Genomic DNA, 17,773 nt, shown 5'->3' with positions numbered 1-17,773 from the left:
TGTCTGCTATCTCCGTTTCGTTGCGATCGACGGCGAAGGCATCTCGCGCGGCGCGGGATTGCCAAATTCCAGGATGCGGGACGGAGAGACGCGGCCGACAAGAAGATCGGATAGCGCCAGCAAATTGCCGTTCAAGCGTCCCCATCGGTCGATCAAGCGGTCATTGAATAATAGGCCCCGCGTATTCGCCAGGATGTTGCGGCCGATCTGTGCGACAGCACGGCCCTTCGACATCGTGCCCTTCCGGATCAGGTAGACAGGATTGGCAACTTGCGAATAGCCGAGTCTTCGGCCGGGCTGGCGCCCGGATCTGACGCCGAGATGCACGCCGCGAGCGCCTTCGACACGCACGGACCTGCCGTAACGGGCGATGGCCCGGCTGAAATCGACGTCTTCGAGCCAGCCGTAGAGCGGCAGCTGTTCATCGAAGGCCAGCGCGTGCTCGACAACGGGTGATAGGCGAACCGCCATGTTGCATCCGTAGGCGTTATAAACCTCCGCCACCTGCCCGGCTCTTTCGCCCGCAGTTTCAAGAACCTGCAGGGCCTTTGGCATGCTAAGGCCGCCATCGAGGATGCCGTCGGCCAGGACTTCGCCAGTGGCGATCGCCACGTCGGGGTTTGCCGCAAAGACAGCCGCCATCCGCGACAGGAAGGTCGCTGCGGGAATGAAGTCGTCGTCCAGGAAGATCAGAATATCCGTATCGGCGGCGGCTGCCTGGATGATTCTGTTGCGCTGGGAGGTCAGGCCACGGCTGCCGACGATGACTTCCACATCGAGGCGGTCGGCGAGGCCGGCGGCGTCGTCGATCACGGGCACGCAGACGATCAGCCGCTCGGCCTGGTCCGGCAGGGCGGTGAGATAATCGACGGTCTCCCGCAGTATCGAGGGGCGGCCTGCCGAAGCAATTCCCACAGCCATTCGCAATGGGCGGCGCGCGGGGCCCTCCATGGCTTCAGCGCCGCAATGAACAGGCGCTGGTCCGGTCGGGCTGTCCTGCCTGGTTGCTTCTGCCGAAAGTGAAGTCATGACTCTATTCTTTTCGGTGCATAGTTGATGATCGCGCCGAGGATCTCGGCGCCGACATTCCGCAGGGTCTCGATGACGTGCATGGTATCGTCGATCGAGGTGTGCCCGTGCGACGTGACCACGAGGACACCGTCCAGTTCCGGCGCGATCGCATTGGCATCCGGCGAAGCGGAGAATGCGGAAATGTCGACGAATATGGCGTCGAACTCCTTTTTCAGGTCGGCGAAGCTCAACTGCGTGCGGCGGGAGCTGAGGCGAATGGCCGGCGTCACCGTTTCGACTTTGCCGAGGGGTAGGAATTTCAGCGTCGGGGTGAGGGGCAATGCCGCCGTCTGGATCAGTTCGCCATTGTCGAGAACATCGACGAGGCCTGTGGAACTATGGGGCGCAATCGATTTGCTGAGCGACGATTTCTGCGCAGCCGCATCGATCAGCAGCGTCTGCGCTCCTGATATCGACGAGAGCACCGCAAGTTCGCATGCTATGGTCGATGCCCCGCTGCCAGGATTGACGGCGACGATTCCAATGACGACCCGACGTTTGCGCCGAAGACCAACGACCGTCGCGCTCAGCTCCGCCATGCCTGGAATAACAGGATAGGCGGCTGCGGTGCTGCTGCTGCCGGTACCGGCGGCGAGGAAACGCGCAGAGTGACCATTGCGGGTCCTCGATGTCGCCAGCAAAGTGACAAAGGGTAGCCCACCGGCTTCCGCGATCTGATGGGGCCGGACGATCCGGCGATCGCCGGCGTGCCGTATCATGGCGAGTGCGAAGCCGACCCCAAGACCAACCGCCGCCGCAAAGGCGATGATGAGCGTGCTGCGTGGCCTGGCTTTCGAAAGAGGCAGGGTGGCCCGAGAGACGATCGTAGCGTCCGACACCGGGTAGGTGATGCGCTGCTTGGCTTCGGTCAGCTGATTCAAGGTATTTTCATAAAGGGTGCGGCGGGCGTCAGTCGCGCTCTGCAGCTCCGCAAGCTTGAACTGATCGCGCGGATTGCTCGTGAAGCCGGCCAGGGCCCTGGCAGCTTCGGCCAGTCCGCGCTGCTGCTCGCTTACGAATCTGGTCAGCCATTCGCTGTATTGCCGGGACGCATTGGCCTTCATCGCGATATTCTTCTGGATATACTGCCTGGCCAGCGTGTCGGCAATATCGACGGCCTGCTGCGGGGTCGACGCCGCAGCCGATATCTCGATGATCGTCGAACTCCCGACCCGGCGTACTCCCATCATGTTCAGCAGCGTGGCGACCGCCCGGTCATGGATACGCCCGTCCTCGATCTGCTGTCGCGGCTGTGTGTCACGCGGTCCTGGGGCGGCCGCTTCCTGCGATGCCGTATCCGGTTCGGAAGAAACCCCCATCAACCAGTTCTTTGCCCTATCCTGCAGCGAAGGCGTCTGATCGACAAAGTCAGGATCGGTATCGAGACCCAGTGCCGTTACCGTTCCACCGACGACATCGCTGGATTTGGCGATCTCCAACTGTCCCTCGATGAACGCGTCTTCCGCGAAAGCCCTCTGCGCTTCGGAGCCGCTGACCTGGGGGACGATCACAAGTTGCGTGTTGGCAACGAACGTCGGTTCGGCGGTCAGCACGTAGCTCCCTGCCATTACGAGGAAAGCGAAAATCGTCGCCGCAATCCACAGCCAGCGCATTCTGAGAAAGAAGAGCATATCCCGCAAGGTGAGCGGCGAATTCCCGCTAGCGGCTGCGGCGGGCAGAGATATCGGAGAAACACCGCTGAAGATCGTGCTTGAGGTCATGTCGTCCTAATCCAAAATGGCGAGATCACGGAGTAACCGGGTAGTGGCAGCTTGGAGGGACGGGGGAGTGGCGTGTCTTCCGATTCCAGGCATGATCGGCGGCTCTCCCCATGAATGCTCAATACGAGCCACGCTGCGAAAACAGAGCGGGAATGGTCTTGGCAATGATGATGAAGTCCCGGCCGAGCGACCAGTTGTTGAGATAGTGAACGTCGAGGGAAACCCGATACTCGTAGCTGACATCATTGCGCCCGCTGGTCTGCCAGTGACCGGTCAGGCCGGGGCGGACGGCCATGTAGGCCCATATATGCTCGCCGTAGCGCGGCAATTCCTCGGCCGTGACCGGCCGGGGGCCGACAAGGCTCATGTCGCCACGCACGATATTGATCAGCTGCGGGAGCTCGTCGATGCTCGACCGCCTGAGGATATCACCGACAGCCGTGATTCTCGGATCGTCCTTCAGCTTGCGAGTCGCTTCCCATTCGCTTCGCGCAGCCGGATTGTTTTGCAGCAATTCGGCAAGCTGAGCACTCGCATTGGTCTTCATCGTGCGAAACTTGAGGCATCCGAACGGCGCTCCGCCGACGCCGATGCGCGTATGGGAATAGAAGACCGGGCCGCGGTCGCTCATCTTCACGATCATTGCGACGATCAACAGAAGCGGGGAAAGCAGGATCAGGGCCGTGACTGCGATGACAAGGTCTAGCGCGCGCTTGGACGATCTGCCTGCCGCACGAGGCCGGGACGAATGGAGATCGTCGCCTTTTGCGGACCGTCCGACACGCGACCAAGCCTCGAAACTATGTGCTTCCCATGTCATCGCTGGTCTCCAAAACATTCCGATTAAGAACCGTTCAAAGTTTGCTGCGCCGCACTCTGGTTGTCTGTTACCAAGGTCATAATCCTTAACAAATTCTTTATGCTACTAACGGGCATTCGAGAATTCGGATTACACCTTGATGGCCTTCTTTTCATTTCAAACGACAATCTAATCTAATTCGTGCTGATTATCTGCTGAAACTTATTTATAAGTTTTGATATCATCATTTCGATTGTTGCCGTTTTTTATTCAGTAAGCCATTTTAATAGGCATCCATCTTCGGTCGCGTGGCGGTTTTTTGGCTTCGTTGAGATTTTGATTCCTTTTTATGGTGTCTATTTTTGTTTTGAAGCTAAATATATACTTTATCTTTACGTCATACCTCCGTGATGTTATTTGACTCTCATATTAAGACAATATAAATGATGCAGTGCAGCATTGCCTATGGTTATCGAGTGGAGTTATGCGCATGGATGGGGCGACACAGGCATCAGATCGCAGGGCCGGCATCGGCAAGGCGGCGATATCGGCTAACGGCGGCATTCATCTGAACAGCCGCATCGTCATCGACGACGAATTCCTTTCCTGCCGGTCGAGCGTCCGGCGTTTCCGGCGCGGCGAGATCATCGCCGGGGCCGGCGTCCTCGTCGATACGTTCGCGCGCGTCCATTCGGGGGTGGTCAGCGCAAGCACGATGCTGCCCGACGGCAGGGAATTCATTGTCGAGATCATTCCGAAATCCGGCCTCATCGGCGAGCTCGAGGTTCTGCGCAGGCAGACGTTGAGTCTCGAATACCGCGCCGGTTCCGCCTGCGAACTGCATTTCTTCGAAGGCCGGCTGCTGCGCGACATGTACGCCAGCGATCCCTGCTTTCGCGAAAAGGTCTTCTCCAGGGCGCTGGCGCGTATTTCGGAGCTTGAACTCCGGATCATTGCGAATGCGGCGTCGGGCCTGCAGTCGAGGCTGGCCAGCACGCTGCTGCGGCTTTCCGCTGTTTATGGAAGAGATGCGGCAAACAGCGGCGACGAACTGATCATCTCGCAAAATGACCTGGCCGCGACGCTGCCGGCGTCCCGCGAGAAGGTCAATCAATGCTTGCGGCGCCTGCGGGAAGGCAAGATCATCGACGGGGGCCAGGGCAGGATTCGCATCCTCAACCGCAAGGCGCTGGAGGCCTGTGCCAACGGCGCGGTTTCGGTGAAGTGATGCGCCCGTCGCTTCCCGAGGCCCTCCGATCCGCCGCAAGCGTCGGCCGGTTTCCCGGCCCCGGAAAGATCGATCGCGTGGTCATCATCGACGACTATTCGGTGGCCAGAGGCGGTGCGACGGCGCTGGCGGTGCTGTCCGCCAAGCTTTTTCGGGGCCTCGACATCCCTGTGACTTATATTTGCGGGGATGACGCCGCCAATGCGGAGCTCGCTGCACTCGGGGTCGTAATGGTCGGGCTGAACAGCCGCGATCTGCTCAGTGCCGAGCGTGCGAAGGCTTTCGTGACCGGCATTCACAATGGCGCCGCCGTCCGTATGGTCGCGAACTGGATTGCCGCAAACGACACCGCCAACACCGTCTACCATGTGCATGGCTGGCACCAGATCCTGTCTCCGGCGATTTTCAGGGCGTTGATGCCGGTCGCCAGACGATGTGCGGTGCACGCGCATGATTTCTTCACGGCCTGCCCCAACGGCGCCTTTTTCGATTATCAGGCGCAGGAGGTCTGCCTTCGACGCCCGCTCGGCGGAGGCTGCATTGCGACGGCCTGCGACAAGAGAAGTTATTCGCACAAATTGTGGCGGGTTGCCCGCGGCTCCAATATCCTCCGGCGGCTGAAGGATCAGGCCGATTTCGGCCGCATCATCCTGCTGCACGAGAAGATGGCAAGCTTCCTCGTCGGCGCCGGATATCGGCCCGAGCGACTGACGACGATCCGCAATCCCGTCGCTCCGCTCTCCATCAAGCGCATCGAGGCGGAGGCCAACGACGAATTCGTCTTCATCGGGCGGCTGGACGAGGAGAAGGGCATAGAGGACGCCGTGGCCGCCACGCGCAAAGCCGGCGTCAGGCTCTGCGTGATCGGGGACGGGCCGCTGATGCCGCTGGTTGCGGCTTCGGGAGATCACGTCAGGGCCCTCGGCTGGCAGTCGCATGCGGAGATCGGCCCGACCATCCGCAAGGCGCGTGCATTGTTGATGCCGTCTCGCTATCCCGAGCCATTCGGCCTCGTCGCTATCGAAGCGGCCAGGAGCGGGCTGCCGGTCATCATGTCGCGCAGCGCCTTTCTTGCCGAGGAAATGGAAAGAGCCGGCATGGCGATCGCCTGCGATACGGCTGACGAAAGCGCCTTTGCTGATACTTTGACGAGATTTAGCCAAATGCCGAGGCACGAGGTCCGCGCCATGAGCGAGCGGGCTTTCCGGCTGTCGCCGGATCTTGCGTCGACACACGAGGAATGGCGCGACGCGCTTCTTTCCGAATACCACAGCCTGATTTCGAAGAATGCGGTTCCCGGTCTGACAGACGGTGTGGTGATACAAGGAGTATTGAGTTGACCCTTAAGGCAACAACCTCTCTTCCCGACGCGAGGGCATTTCTCGGCGATGCGCCTGTCATGGCGAAAAGACGTGTCTCCGAGGCCGGAAGCGTGAGCGATACCAAGCAGCTTCGTGTCGCCATCGTGCATTATTGGCTCGTTTCGATGCGTGGCGGCGAGAAGGTCGTCGAAGAGCTGTGCCGCATGTTTCCGCAGGCCGACATTTTCACCCTCGTCTGCAACCGGGATCGCATCAGCGATTTTCTGAAGACGCGGAACATCCGCACATCCTTCCTGCAGAAGATCCCCGGCGCACAGCGGCATTATACCAAGATGCTGCCGCTGATGCCCTTCGCGCTCGAGCAGTTCGATCTGCAGGATTACGATCTCGTGCTGTCGAGCGAATCCGGACCCGCCAAGGGCATCATCACGCGCGCCGACGCCCTCCATATCTGCTACTGCCATTCGCCGATGCGCTACATCTGGGATCAGTTCCATGTCTACCGCCATGGCCTGCCCTGGGTGGGTCGCGCAATGATGTCGATCACCGCGCCCATGCTGCGCGCCTGGGACGTGACGACCTCCTCGCGGGTCGATGTGTTCGTTGCCAATTCCGATTATGTCGCAAGCCGCATCCGCCGCTTCTACGACCGGGAATCCATCGTCATCCATCCGCCGGTTGCGACCGACGATTTTGCTGTGGGGAAGGGGAAGGGCGAGTTCTATCTCTATGCAGGACAGCTGACCACCTACAAGCGGCCGGATATCGCCGTTCGCGCCTGCACCGAGGCCGGCAGGAAGCTGGTCGTGATCGGCGAGGGCGATCAATTGGCCTATCTGAAGTCGATCGCCGGACCGACCGTTCAGTTTCTCGGCCATCAGCCCTTCAACGTTCTGCGCGACCACCTGTCGCGATGCCGCGCCCTGTTGTTTCCGGGGACGGAGGATTTCGGCATCCTGCCGGTGGAAGCCATGGCATCAGGACGGCCGGTCCTGGCTTTCGACGCCGGCGGCGCCAGGGAAACCGTTTCCTCGCCGCAGGTCGGGTTTCGCTTCGCGCAGCAGACCACGGAAGCACTGTTGGAAACGATGGCGGCGTTCGAAGAGGTGGAGGACGATATCGATCCGCATGCCATCCGCGCGCACTCGCTGAAATTCTCTTCCGCCGTGTTCCGCGACCGTCTGTCAAGCCTGATCGAGCAGCAACTGACCACCCATGGCGACCGATCCGCCGAGGCCTTCAGAAGACGGCCAGGCTGAGGGCAAGGAACGGAGCTGCCTGTCTTGCCGCTGCGACCGAAACCGTCTCAAACCCTCGACGAGGAATAGATAAACAGATCATGTCAAGCGTATCTCAGAGGACGGCGACGGCGAGCATCTGGACCATCAGCGGAAAATTCCTGGCGCGGATGCTCGATTTCGTCAGCCTTCTGGTGCTGGCAAGGCTTTTGAGCCCTGCGGATTTCGGCCTGGTCGCCATCGCGACCTCGGTGCTGGTCATCGTCGAGGCGATCCTGGACCTACCGTTGACGCAGGCCCTGATGCGCCAGCCTTCGCCTTCGAACGAGATGTTCGCCACGGCCTTCACCCTCAGCCTGCTCAGGGGGCTCGCCATCAGCCTGCTGATGATGATCATCTCCTGGCCGATGGCGCTGATCTACGACGATTCCCGGCTTTTCGCCCTTGTCGCCGTTCTCTCGATCGCGCCTGCCATGCGCAGCATGATCAGTCCGCGCATGGTTCTTTTCATGCAGCGGTTCGACTTCAAACGCGAGTTCGCGCTCGATCTCATCGCCAAGGGATCGACATTGCTGTTCGGGGTAGGTGTAGCTGTGGCAACAGGCAGCTATTGGGGGCTGGCGATCGGAGCGGTCGCCGGCCCGACTGCGGCGACGATCACGTCCTATGTCTTCGCGCCGATGCGACCGACATTCAGCCTCTCCGAATGGAAGCATTTTCAGGACATGATCAGCTGGAATACCGTCTCGCAGGTGCTGAATTCGATTAATTGGCAGCTGGACCGACTGCTTTTGCCGCGCTTTACGGGCTTGTCGACCTTCGGCGCCTTCAGCGTCGCCGACAATATCGCGGGTATTCCATACCAGACCTTCGTCGGCCCGTTGCTGCGCCCGCTGATGGCGGCATTCTCCACTGTCGAAGACCGCCGCAACTTGATCGTCGCCTATTTAAAGGCGACGAATGCGATCACCTTCGTCGCGGCGCCCATTCTCATCGCGCTTGCTCTTCTCGCCGAGCCGACCGTGCGGATCCTCGTCGGCGAGAAATGGGCATCGTCCGCGCCGATCCTGCAATGGCTGTGTCTTGTCAGCCTACTCGGTCTTCCCACGAACATGATGCCGCCATTGGCCATGGTCATGAACAATACCCGTTATGTCGCCCTGAGGATGTTTGTCGAGTTCGCCGTCAGGGCTCCAGTCACCATCCTGGGCATCGCCTATTTTCAGGTAGCGGGTGCGATCGGCGCACGGATCGTGGCAGTCCTCGTCGCCTATGGCGCATCGCTGGTCATCACGCGGCGGCTGATCGGCGCGAGTTTTGCCGCGCAGCTGAATTCGTTTTGCCGGCCGCTGGCCGCGAGCTTGCCGATGATCGCTTTCCTGCTGTGGATGGAGCCGATGCTCGCCGCCATGCCTGTCGGCCTCAACCTGATCGTCAGCCTGGCGCTTTGCGGCGGGGCGGCAGTGGCGATCTTCTGGGCCTTCGCGCTGCTCGTGTGGCAAATTGTCGGAAGGCCCGACGGCATCGAGACCATCGTCGTCCAAAGGCTCATGCCGCGACGAAACGGAGTTCTCATCTCATGATCGAAACAAGTGCAGCCCAACGATTGGTTTGGCGTTTTCGGAGGAGCAGAATGCGTTACGGGATATCTTCTAAGGCTCTGGGTTTGCTAATCGTTCTTGGTCTGGGGGCGTTGCCCGGCCAGCCCAGCGTGGCTCAGGAACCACTCAATATCAATGCCTACCAGCTTACGTTCGAGGAGAGTTTCGACAGTCTCGACGTCTCGGCCTGGGGGGAGAGAAGTTCCCGCTGGATCGCCCATACGCCCTGGAACGGCGATTTCGGTGACGCCCGTTTCACAGATCCGGCCCCCGGCTTTCCATTTACCACCGATCAGGGAATTCTGAAGATCGAAGCACGCAAGGAGGCCGATGGAACCTGGCGCTCGGGCCTGCTGTCGTCGGTGAACCCGAAAGGCGAAGGATTCTCGCAGCAATTCGGTTATTTCGAAGCACGGATGAAGCTGCCGCCGGGCAAGGGCGTCTGGCCGGCCTTCTGGCTTATCGGGCTCGACCGGTCGAAATACACCGCCGAGATCGACGTCCTGGAATATTATGGGCGCGCGCCCTACGAATTCAGCATGGGCTTTCATATCTGGCGTCAGAGCCAAGGCGGCCAGAACACGACCGGCGGCCACTGGCAAACCGTCCAGGACGGAATTCTGAACAGCGAATATCACACCTACGGCGTCGATATCCAAGCCGACAAGACGAGCTTCTACCTCGACCGTCAGTTCATCTGGAGCTTCGACACGCCGAAGGAATTCCACATGCCGTTCTATCCGCTGGTGAACCTGGCACTTGGCTCGGGTTGGCCGATCGATGAAACGCCGAATCCTTCCATTCTGCTCGTCGACTATATTCACGTCTACCAGCGGAAGCCTACTGACGCGGCGAATTGAACAACTGTCGGGGATAGCGTTCCGTCGCTAAAGCGCGTCAAAACCGCTGCATAGTTTTGCGCGACATGCTCTAGAACAGGATGATTTTAGGCCGGGTCGGCCTAAAATCTCAATCCTGTTCTACATTATATAGTGAGAGCATGATGTCGTCCGAAAGCCGATCACACTTTTCGGCATCATGCTCTAACGGCCGCAGCTGAGACCGGTTTCCGGGTCGAAGAGATGCATTGCTTCCTCGTCGAAAAAGAGGGTGAGTTTCTCGTTGTCGCGGATCGGTGTGCGTGGCGGCAGGCAGGCCATCAGGCGCTGATTTCCGGCAAGGGCGGTGACGACGAGTTCCGGGCCGGTCAGCTCTGCGACCTCAAGGGTTGCCTCGATCGACGGGCCAGTGCCGTCCGTGCGAAGCGCCTCGGGACGGATGCCGAGGATAAGGCCGCGGCCATTGCCGGCCGCCTGGCGGAAACGGGCGGGCAGGGGCAGGATCGCATCGGAGCCTGAAAGCGCCAGGCGATCGTCGCGCACCGTCGCCTGCAGCAAGTTCATCGGCGGCGCGCCGACGAAGGTCGCGACATAGAGCGTTGCCGGATGGTTGTAGATCTCCTCCGGCGTGCCCAACTGCTCGATGCGGCCGTCGCGCATGACGGCGATGCGGCTTGCAAGGGTCATCGCCTCGATCTGGTCATGGGTGACATAGACGACCGTGGTCTTCAGCATCTGGTGCAGCCGCTTGATCTCGGTACGCATCTCCATGCGCAGCTTGGCATCAAGGTTGGAGAGCGGCTCGTCGAAGAGGAATACCTCAGGCTTGCGCACCAGAGCGCGGCCGATCGCGACCCGCTGACGCTGACCGCCGGAAAGCTGGCTCGGCTTGCGGTCGAGGAGGTTTTCGATCTGCAGGAGCTTTGCGGCATCATGTACGGCCCTGTCGCGCTCCTGCGCCGGCACCTTGCGCATTTCCAGACCGAAGCCGATGTTCCGGTGCACCGTCAGGTTGGGATAAAGCGCGTAGGATTGGAAGACCATGGCGATATCGCGGTCCTTCGGATGCACGCCGAGCACCGAGCGTCCACCGATCCTGACATCGCCGCTCGTCGCCTCGGCAAGGCCGGCAATGATGTTGAGAAGCGTGGACTTGCCGCAGCCGGAGGAGCCGAGCAGCACGAGGAATTCGCCGCTTTCCAACGAGATGTCGATGCCTTTCAGCGTCTCGACGTCGCCATAGGTCTTGCGGATGTTTTGAATTTCGAGCGCGCTCATCGCACGGGCTCCTGAAGAGATGTCGGGCCGCCATAGGTGCGGGGAAGAGTGGAGATGGCGCGCGAGGCAACCTCGGTTCCCGCCATCAGGCAGGAAACCAGCGGCTCACCGCTTGCGAGCGCGGCGAGAAAGGCGGCGTTGAAGACATCGCCGGCGCCGATCGTATCGACGACTTCGACAACGGGTGCCGTCACCGAAACCAAGCTGCCGTCCGGCCCAATCGCGAGAGCGCCGTCCGGGCCGCGCTTGACGACGACGATCGCGCCTTCCGGCATGTGCGACCGGATTTGACGGGCGGCCTCGATCGGGTCGGCGATACCGGCAAGTGTCGTCGATTCGACTTCGTTCAGCAGTGCGATGCCACTGCGGGAGAGCCAGGCGCGTGTCGCTGCGCAATTATCGTCCGTCCAGCCGTCGAGCGGCCAGCCGGTATCGAGGGCGACGGTAATGCCATGGCCGTCGGCCCAGTCGAAGAAGGCGTCATAATCCGCTGTCAGATCGTCGGTTAGGAACGAGCCGCAGAGAAGGGCGTAGCCGCCCTGCAGTGTTGTGCCCTCGATGACGGTGAAGACATCTGCCAGGCTGAAGCGCGGCAGGTGGCCTCTCGTCGTGAAGAAGGTGCGCTCGCCGTCCGGATGGGTGATGCCGACGGACAGCGTCGTTTTCTCAGGACGTACCGGCCACTTGTCGGAACGGTGGCCGAAGGCTTCGCTCAGCCAGCGACCGAACTGATCACTGCCGATATTGGCGGCGATCTCGAATTCGACGCCGAGCGCTTGCCAGGCGAGCGCGCTGTTGCCGGCGGCTCCGCCGACCCGCAACTCGTCATGATCGACGATGATTTCCGTCCCGGCTTTCGGCCAGGGGGCGGCCGGTCCAAGGATCAGGTCGACGTTGACGTTGCCGATGACTGCAAGCGGCCGCATTCATTCGCTCCGGGTGATTTTGGTGGATCGAACCGGGGTTCCCGCATTCTCCACGCGGGCATCGGCAAAGGCGATCATCAGCCGCTGGGCGACCGGCAGCATGGCGAAGATCGCGGCAAGGCCCGTTGCAGGCGTAAAGCGGATCGTCACAGCGCCGGCGACCGGCGCTTGCCCGGATGCGTCGAACAGGATGACCGGGGCGCCGGTCTCGACGGCGGACACCGCCATTGCCGTCACCAGGTCGGCGGTTTCATCCATGCCACGGAACAGCACGACGCCGACCTCCGGCCCCAGCATCTCCATCGGTCCGTGGCGCAGCTGGCCGCCTTCGAGCGAGAAGCAGGGACGGCGCGACAGCTCGGTCAATCCGAGCGCGAGCGCCTCGGCGATACCCTGCAGCCGGCGGCCTGACGTGACAATGGTTGCGACGTTTTCGAGCGCCGAGACAGCGGTGGCGATGTCATGATCTTCCGGCGCCTTGAGGGCGGCAAGGGCGGTGTCAGGATCTTCGCCAAGAGCAGAAAGGATCGCCAGATGCAGGGCGAAAGTCACCGTCAGGCTGCGGGTCGCGGCGAAGGCGAGCTCGGTGCCGCCGCTGCCCACCAGCGACGGGGCGGTTCTTGCGAGGAAGGAATTGCCTTCGAGTGTCAGGCCGAAAGTCTCCTCCGTGCCGCCGGTCTCGTTGAACCAGCGTATGACCTCGGCGCTTTCGCCGGATTGTGAGGTGACGAAGATCGTCCTGCCGGCGATCGGCAGCGGCTGGCCGAGCTGTTCGGACAGCGGCAAGGCAACGGCATCGACGCCGAGGGCCCGGTAGAGCGGCTCGACGGCGCGGTTGACGGCATGCGAGCCGCCCATGCCGATGAGCAGCAGCCTGCCGGTCTTTTTCAGCGAAGCGGCGGCCCTCGCCGCCATCGGCTGGGCCGCTTCATAGGAGACGATCGCATCGGCATGCTGGCGCGCCATTTCGTGATCGATCGCGGCAAGTCCGGCCGGCCGGGTTCTTTCTTCTGTCATGTTCATCCCTTGACGCCGCCGCTGGTGAGCCCCGAAATCAGGGCGCGTTGCATGACGAGACCGATCAGCACCGGGGGCAGGGCGGCGAGCACACCTGCCGTCGCGATCAATCCATAATCGGAAACGCGGCCGCCGGCGAGATCGGCAATGGCGACGGTCAAGGTCTTGGCGCGCTGGTCGGAAGTGAAGAGCAGCGCATAGAAGAATTCATCCCAGGCAAGCAGGAAGGCAAAGAGGCTTGACGTCGCCACCACGGGGGCGGCCAACGGCAGCGTGATGATCCTGAGCGTCTGGAAGAGGCCGGCGCCGTCGATCATCGCGGCGGATTCGATCTCGCGCGGGATGGAATCGAAGCCCGACTTCATCAGCCAGGTGGTGAAGGGGGCTAGGATCGTCAAATAAACCAGGGCAAGGCCGAAGACGTTGTTCAGCATGCCGAGACGGGAAAGGCCCATATAGAGCGGCACCGCGAGCGCCACCGGCGGCAGCATGTAGGTGGCGATCACCATTGACAGCGACCATCCCACAGAGGGCGTGCGTGACACCGCCCAGCCGGCCGGAATAGCGAGTGCGATGGCGGCGATCGTCGCCATGCCAGCCACCTCGATGCTGTTGCGCAGCGACGAGGTGAAGGCGGCGCCGGCGCTGTTTTCGAGCGTCGAGAGCAGCACGCCGTAGCGCGAGAAATCCGCCGTCTGCGGCCACCAGCGCAGCGGCTTTGCAGCAAGGTCGGCGGCCGGCGAGATGCTCATGATGAACAGCCACAGGATCGGCGCCAGGATGACGGCGGCAAGCAGCAGCGCGCAGAGGTGGATGAAGGCGGAAAAAAGTGGGCTCTGGCGTTCCATCAGGCTGCACTCCCCGCGGTCCTGCGCACCAGGGCGGCGTAGCCGGCAGCAAGCAGCGTCACCAGCAGCGTGACGATCAACGCCAGCGAGGCGCCGGAGCCCGCCCGTTGGAAGGAGAAGGCCTCCTGATAGACGAGGATAGACAGCGTACGCGTGCTGTTGGCCGGGCCGCCGCGGGTCATGACCCAGATGATGTCGAACACCTTGAAGGCTTCGATCGTGCGCAGCACCAGCGCCACCATCAGCGGGCCGGCGAGATAAGGCAGGATGACGAAGCGGAAGCGGGCGAAAGCGCCAGCGCCGTCGACCAGCGAGGCGGCGGTGATGTCGCGCGGCACGGCCTGGAGTGCGGCCAGCGCGATCAGCGCCACCAACGGGAAATTCTTCCAGCAATCGGCGACAATGAGGGCCGCCAGCGCCGTGCCCGGTTCGCCGAGCCAGGAACGGTAGGCCTCCAGCAGGCCGAGTTGAGTGAGTGCGGCGTTCAGCGCACCATATTCGGGATTGTAGATCAGCCGCCAGAGCGTGGCGTTGACGACGGTCGGCAGCGCCCAGGGCAGGATCATCAGGGCGCGAAGCGCGGTGCGACCGCGGAATTGCTGGTTCAGCAGCAGGGCGGCGAGCACGCCGATCACCATTTCGGCGGCGACCGAGACGATCGCGAACCATGCGGTGGTGACGAGCGTGCGCTGGAAATTCGAACCGGAGATCATCTTCACGTAATTGTCGATGCCGACGAAGTTTCCTTCGGTGCCGACCAGCTTGGCGTCGGTGAAGGAGAGACCGACGGTATCGATCAGAGGCCAGCCGATGACGGATATCATGACCACGAGAAGCGGTAGCATCAAAAGCCACGCGCGCGTTGTCAGCCAAGTGCTCGACATCGAGGCGACCCTTATTCTTCATAGGTTCTGGAGACCGGGCGACTGCAGCCGCCGCCCGGGGTTTCATGCGTTGCTCAGAGGCCGCTATTGTCGGCTGCCGACTTCAGCGCGTCCTCGGGCGAGGACTGGCCGAGCAGCGCTTCCTGGATCGCCTGCTGCAGCGCGGTCGAGAGCTCCTGATATTTCGGCGTCGTCGGACGTGGATACATCGCAGCAAGGCCGATCTTGGCGGCGGAGATCAACTCTTCCTGGCCCTTGGTGACCGCTGGGTCCTCATAGGAAGACGCCCAGATCGGCAGGCTGAGCTTGGCATAGGCATTCTGCGTCGCCTGCGAGGTCATGAAGGTGATGTATTTCCAGGCCTCATCGGGATGCTGGCTGGCCGAGGTGATGCCGAGGCCCATGGAGCCGTTGACGGCCGAAGCCTCGCTCTTGCCGGCAATACCCGGCGCCGGCACGACGCCGACCTTGCCCGCGACCTTGCTGTCCTTCGGATTGTTGGCCATGTTGTACATGTAGGTCCAGTTCAGCGCGAAGGCGGCATCGCCGTTTTCGAAGACCTTGCGGACGTCCTCTTCCAGGAATTCCTTGGAGTTCGGATTGGTGAGGCCCGAGGAGTAGCTGGAGACCATGTATTTCAGCGCATCGAGGCCGCCGCCGGTCTGGAAGGCCGGCTTGCCGTCCTTCAGGAAATCGCCGCCATAGGCGCTGACGAGCGTGGTGTAGTCGCAGATCGCGGCTTCGGCCTGCGACCAGCTCCAGGCGATCGGCGTGGCGAGCAGGCCCTTGTCCTTGATCGTCTTTGCCTGCTCGGTCAGTTCGTCCCAGGTCTTGGGCGGGGTCTTGATGCCGGCCTTTTCGAGGATTTCCTTGTTATAGAACAGATATTTGGTGTCGAGGATCCACGGCATGCCGTAATATTTGCCGTCGTATTGCACGGTGGTCCAGGCACCCGGCAGCACGCCCTTCTTCATCTCGTCGGTGACGCGAGAGGAGACGTCGACCAGCACCTTGTTGGTGGCGTATTCGGCGGGCCAGATGACGTCGAAGAGGACAACGTCGTAACCACCGCCCGAACCCTGCGCCAGCACCGTCTTGTCGTGCAGGCCTTCATAGGGAACGAATCCTAGATTGACCTTGATACCGGGATTCGCCTTGGCGAAGGCGTCGGTCATGGCGCGCACATCGGCCTCGCTATAGGCGGCCTGCGCCATGAACAGCGCGTTCAGCGTCGTTTCGGCGAAAGCGTGCGGCGCAAAGGATGCGCCGATCAAGGCCGCACCGAGAAGCGTCTTGTTAAAGGATTTCAGCATTGCAACCTCCAGTTTTTGACATTTACGCATTGCCGAGGGCGGTCCTCCGCCATCGGTGTTCGAGAGGGCACGCGCGAAAGCGTGCCGGTTCGTCGTCTCGGAGCGTTGTCGGAGCTCTTGCCGGCCTCCTGCGTTCCCTGGGACTCTCCGGTCCCTTATTAAGTCAATTGTCTTGACTTATTACTTCGTCAACATTCTATTGGAGTCAAGAGGGAATTGCACATGAATGACAGCCGCCCGATCCGGGCGAAGAGTGGCACCAATCACGAAGGCACCAGCGCCCATAACCGGCGCGTGATGATCGATGCCCTGAGGATCAACGGAGCGCTTTCACGCGCCGATCTGGCGCGGGCGACGCGGCTGACCAAGCAGACGGTGTCCAATATCATCGAGGAACTCGAGCGCGACGGTCTCGTCAGCTCGCAGGAGGCGGTACGGAAGGGCAGGGGCCAGCCCTCGACGCCCTACGGCCTGGTGCCCGAAGGCGCCTTTGCGATCGGCCTGCAGATCGACCGGCATGTGACGCGGGCGGTCGCCGTCGATCTCGTCGGCAGCGTTCTTGTGCGTGACGAGTCCGGCCTCCCGCCTGGAGGTCCATCGAGCGGGACGAGGGTCATCCTCGATCTCGTCGCCGGCGTACGCTCAAAGCTTGCCGGGATCGTCCAGCAATCGGAAAAGCGGCTGGTCGGCCTCGGTGCCGCCATGCCCGGGCCTTTCGGGGTTGCCGGCAGCGGCGACGATCCGTGGATGATGGAGGCCTGGCAGAAATTTCCGTTGTTGGAAACGCTGAGCGCCGGCACCGGGCTCGATGTCGGCCTGCAGAACGATGCGGCGGCGGCGGCGACCGCCGAGCGCATGGTGGGAGCCGCCCATGGCCTCGACCATGCCGTCTGCCTCTTCGTCGGCTATGGCATTGGCGCCGGCCTCATTCTGAATGGCGATCTCTACCGCGGCACCAACGGCAATGCCGGCGAGATCGGTATGGCGTTGTTGTTTGCCGACGGCAAATCGACGCCGCTCGAGCATCGCGCCTCGCTGGCCTCGCTCTATCAGCATCTGTCCGTCGATCCCGCCGATCCTCATCTCCATGCACGCATCAACGATCTTGCCTTGAAAGGCGACCAAAGCATCCACGCCTGGGTCGAAGCAGCGGCAGTGGACCTGCGCTGGAGTATCCATCTCATCGAAACGCTGTTCGATCCGCAGACGGTGATCCTCTGCGGCAGCGCGCCGGAAGCGCTGGTGAGCAGGCTGATTGCGGCAATCGGCCCGCTGCTGCCGTCGATCGCCGAGCGCCGTGGCCGGACGCTGCCGCGCCTGCAGCCCGGCATGGCCGATCCCTGGTCGGTGGCGCTTGGTGCTGCCGCTGGACCGATCAGCCGGGCATTCGATCCGCGTTTTGCGGCGATCCTGAAGGATTCCCTTCAATCATGAGGCCTAAACCCTGGGGTTGCACACCAGTGCAACGGCAAAAATGCGGGTGTTTTTACAAGTTTCGTTGGGTCGGAGCGGCCGAATAAAGGTGCTCTGTCGCAATATAAATAAATATTAAGTATGCCCTAAAATTCCATTTTTTCGAATATAGTTGTAATTTATTGACAACATGCTGAAGCAATCTTTGAAAATTCTCTAAATATTTCTCTGGGATTTGCGAATAACGGCTGCGTGAAGGTTTTATGACATCTGTA

The 17,773-nt window shown here is 61.5% G+C and carries 15 protein-coding genes; 6 read left to right on the top strand and 9 right to left on the bottom strand.

Annotated elements, in window-relative coordinates; all coding sequences use genetic code 11:
• Nucleotides 1-6: 6 nt before the first annotated feature.
• From OIU37_RS09860 to OIU37_RS09850, 3 genes are all read right to left on the bottom strand, one after another.
• Nucleotides 7-1,029, bottom strand: a complete 1,023-nt coding sequence (locus tag OIU37_RS09860; protein ID WP_264257368.1) for a glycosyltransferase family 2 protein — start codon at nucleotides 1,027-1,029, stop codon at nucleotides 7-9.
• Complete coding sequence (locus tag OIU37_RS09855) at nucleotides 1,026-2,792, bottom strand: GNVR domain-containing protein (protein ID WP_264257366.1); 1,767 nt, start codon at nucleotides 2,790-2,792, stop codon at nucleotides 1,026-1,028. Before OIU37_RS09855 ends, OIU37_RS09860 begins: the two co-directional genes overlap by 4 nt.
• Before the next feature lie 118 nt (nucleotides 2,793-2,910).
• Nucleotides 2,911-3,612 (bottom strand): sugar transferase, encoded by a 702-nt coding sequence (locus OIU37_RS09850; protein ID WP_171605325.1) that lies wholly within the window; start codon nucleotides 3,610-3,612, stop codon nucleotides 2,911-2,913.
• Nucleotides 3,613-4,081: 469 nt separating this feature from the next.
• On the opposite strand from OIU37_RS09850, the gene OIU37_RS09845 reads away from it, so the two are divergent.
• The 5 genes from OIU37_RS09845 (at nucleotide 4,082) to OIU37_RS09825 (ending at nucleotide 9,840) form a co-directional block, all read left to right on the top strand.
• On the top strand, nucleotides 4,082-4,819 hold the full coding sequence (locus OIU37_RS09845) for a Crp/Fnr family transcriptional regulator (RefSeq protein ID WP_264257364.1): 738 nt from the start codon (nucleotides 4,082-4,084) through the stop codon (nucleotides 4,817-4,819).
• Nucleotides 4,819-6,159 (top strand): glycosyltransferase family 4 protein, encoded by a 1,341-nt coding sequence (locus OIU37_RS09840; RefSeq protein WP_372353413.1) that lies wholly within the window; start codon nucleotides 4,819-4,821, stop codon nucleotides 6,157-6,159. Before OIU37_RS09845 ends, OIU37_RS09840 begins: the two co-directional genes overlap by 1 nt.
• A complete protein-coding gene (locus tag OIU37_RS09835) occupies nucleotides 6,156-7,400 on the top strand; it encodes a glycosyltransferase family 4 protein (RefSeq protein WP_240605270.1) in 1,245 nt (414 codons plus the stop codon). Before OIU37_RS09840 ends, OIU37_RS09835 begins: the two co-directional genes overlap by 4 nt.
• Nucleotides 7,401-7,480: 80 nt before the next feature.
• Complete coding sequence (locus OIU37_RS09830; protein ID WP_180694300.1) at nucleotides 7,481-8,962, top strand: lipopolysaccharide biosynthesis protein; 1,482 nt, start codon at nucleotides 7,481-7,483, stop codon at nucleotides 8,960-8,962.
• 50 nt (nucleotides 8,963-9,012) lie between these two features.
• Complete coding sequence (locus tag OIU37_RS09825) at nucleotides 9,013-9,840, top strand: glycoside hydrolase family 16 protein (RefSeq protein ID WP_168311727.1); 828 nt, start codon at nucleotides 9,013-9,015, stop codon at nucleotides 9,838-9,840.
• Between the two features lie 183 nt (nucleotides 9,841-10,023).
• Here the strand turns inward: OIU37_RS09825 and OIU37_RS09820 are convergent, their stop codons facing one another.
• The 6 genes from OIU37_RS09820 to OIU37_RS09795 all read right to left on the bottom strand — a co-directional run bounded on the left by OIU37_RS09820 (nucleotide 10,024) and on the right by OIU37_RS09795 (nucleotide 16,085).
• Nucleotides 10,024-11,097, bottom strand: a complete 1,074-nt coding sequence (locus OIU37_RS09820) for an ABC transporter ATP-binding protein (RefSeq protein ID WP_264257359.1) — start codon at nucleotides 11,095-11,097, stop codon at nucleotides 10,024-10,026.
• Entirely contained in the window at nucleotides 11,094-12,023 is a 930-nt protein-coding gene (locus tag OIU37_RS09815; protein ID WP_264257358.1) for a PfkB family carbohydrate kinase, read from the bottom strand. Before OIU37_RS09815 ends, OIU37_RS09820 begins: the two co-directional genes overlap by 4 nt.
• Nucleotides 12,024-13,046 carry an SIS domain-containing protein gene (locus tag OIU37_RS09810; RefSeq protein ID WP_264257356.1) on the bottom strand — a complete coding sequence of 341 codons (1,023 nt, stop codon included), beginning with the start codon at nucleotides 13,044-13,046 and terminating at the stop codon, nucleotides 12,024-12,026.
• Nucleotides 13,043-13,888, bottom strand: coding sequence for a carbohydrate ABC transporter permease (locus OIU37_RS09805; RefSeq protein WP_168314340.1), 846 nt, complete (start codon nucleotides 13,886-13,888; stop codon nucleotides 13,043-13,045). The genes OIU37_RS09810 and OIU37_RS09805 overlap by 4 nt, the downstream gene beginning before the upstream one ends.
• Nucleotides 13,888-14,772 (bottom strand): carbohydrate ABC transporter permease, encoded by an 885-nt coding sequence (locus OIU37_RS09800; RefSeq protein WP_168311723.1) that lies wholly within the window; start codon nucleotides 14,770-14,772, stop codon nucleotides 13,888-13,890. The genes OIU37_RS09805 and OIU37_RS09800 overlap by 1 nt, the downstream gene beginning before the upstream one ends.
• A gap of 74 nt (nucleotides 14,773-14,846) precedes the next feature.
• Nucleotides 14,847-16,085, bottom strand: a complete 1,239-nt coding sequence (locus tag OIU37_RS09795; protein WP_264257354.1) for an extracellular solute-binding protein — start codon at nucleotides 16,083-16,085, stop codon at nucleotides 14,847-14,849.
• A gap of 222 nt (nucleotides 16,086-16,307) precedes the next feature.
• On the opposite strand from OIU37_RS09795, the gene OIU37_RS09790 reads away from it, so the two are divergent.
• Nucleotides 16,308-17,519: an ROK family transcriptional regulator gene (locus tag OIU37_RS09790; RefSeq protein ID WP_168314339.1), complete on the top strand. Its 1,212-nt coding sequence runs from the start codon at nucleotides 16,308-16,310 to the stop codon at nucleotides 17,517-17,519.
• The last annotated feature ends 254 nt before the right edge of the window (nucleotides 17,520-17,773 follow it).

Source organism: Rhizobium sp. BT-226, from assembly GCF_025847085.2.
Taxonomy (GTDB): domain Bacteria; phylum Pseudomonadota; class Alphaproteobacteria; order Rhizobiales; family Rhizobiaceae; genus Rhizobium; species Rhizobium sophorae.
This window is presented reverse-complemented; position numbering and strand designations above follow the sequence as displayed.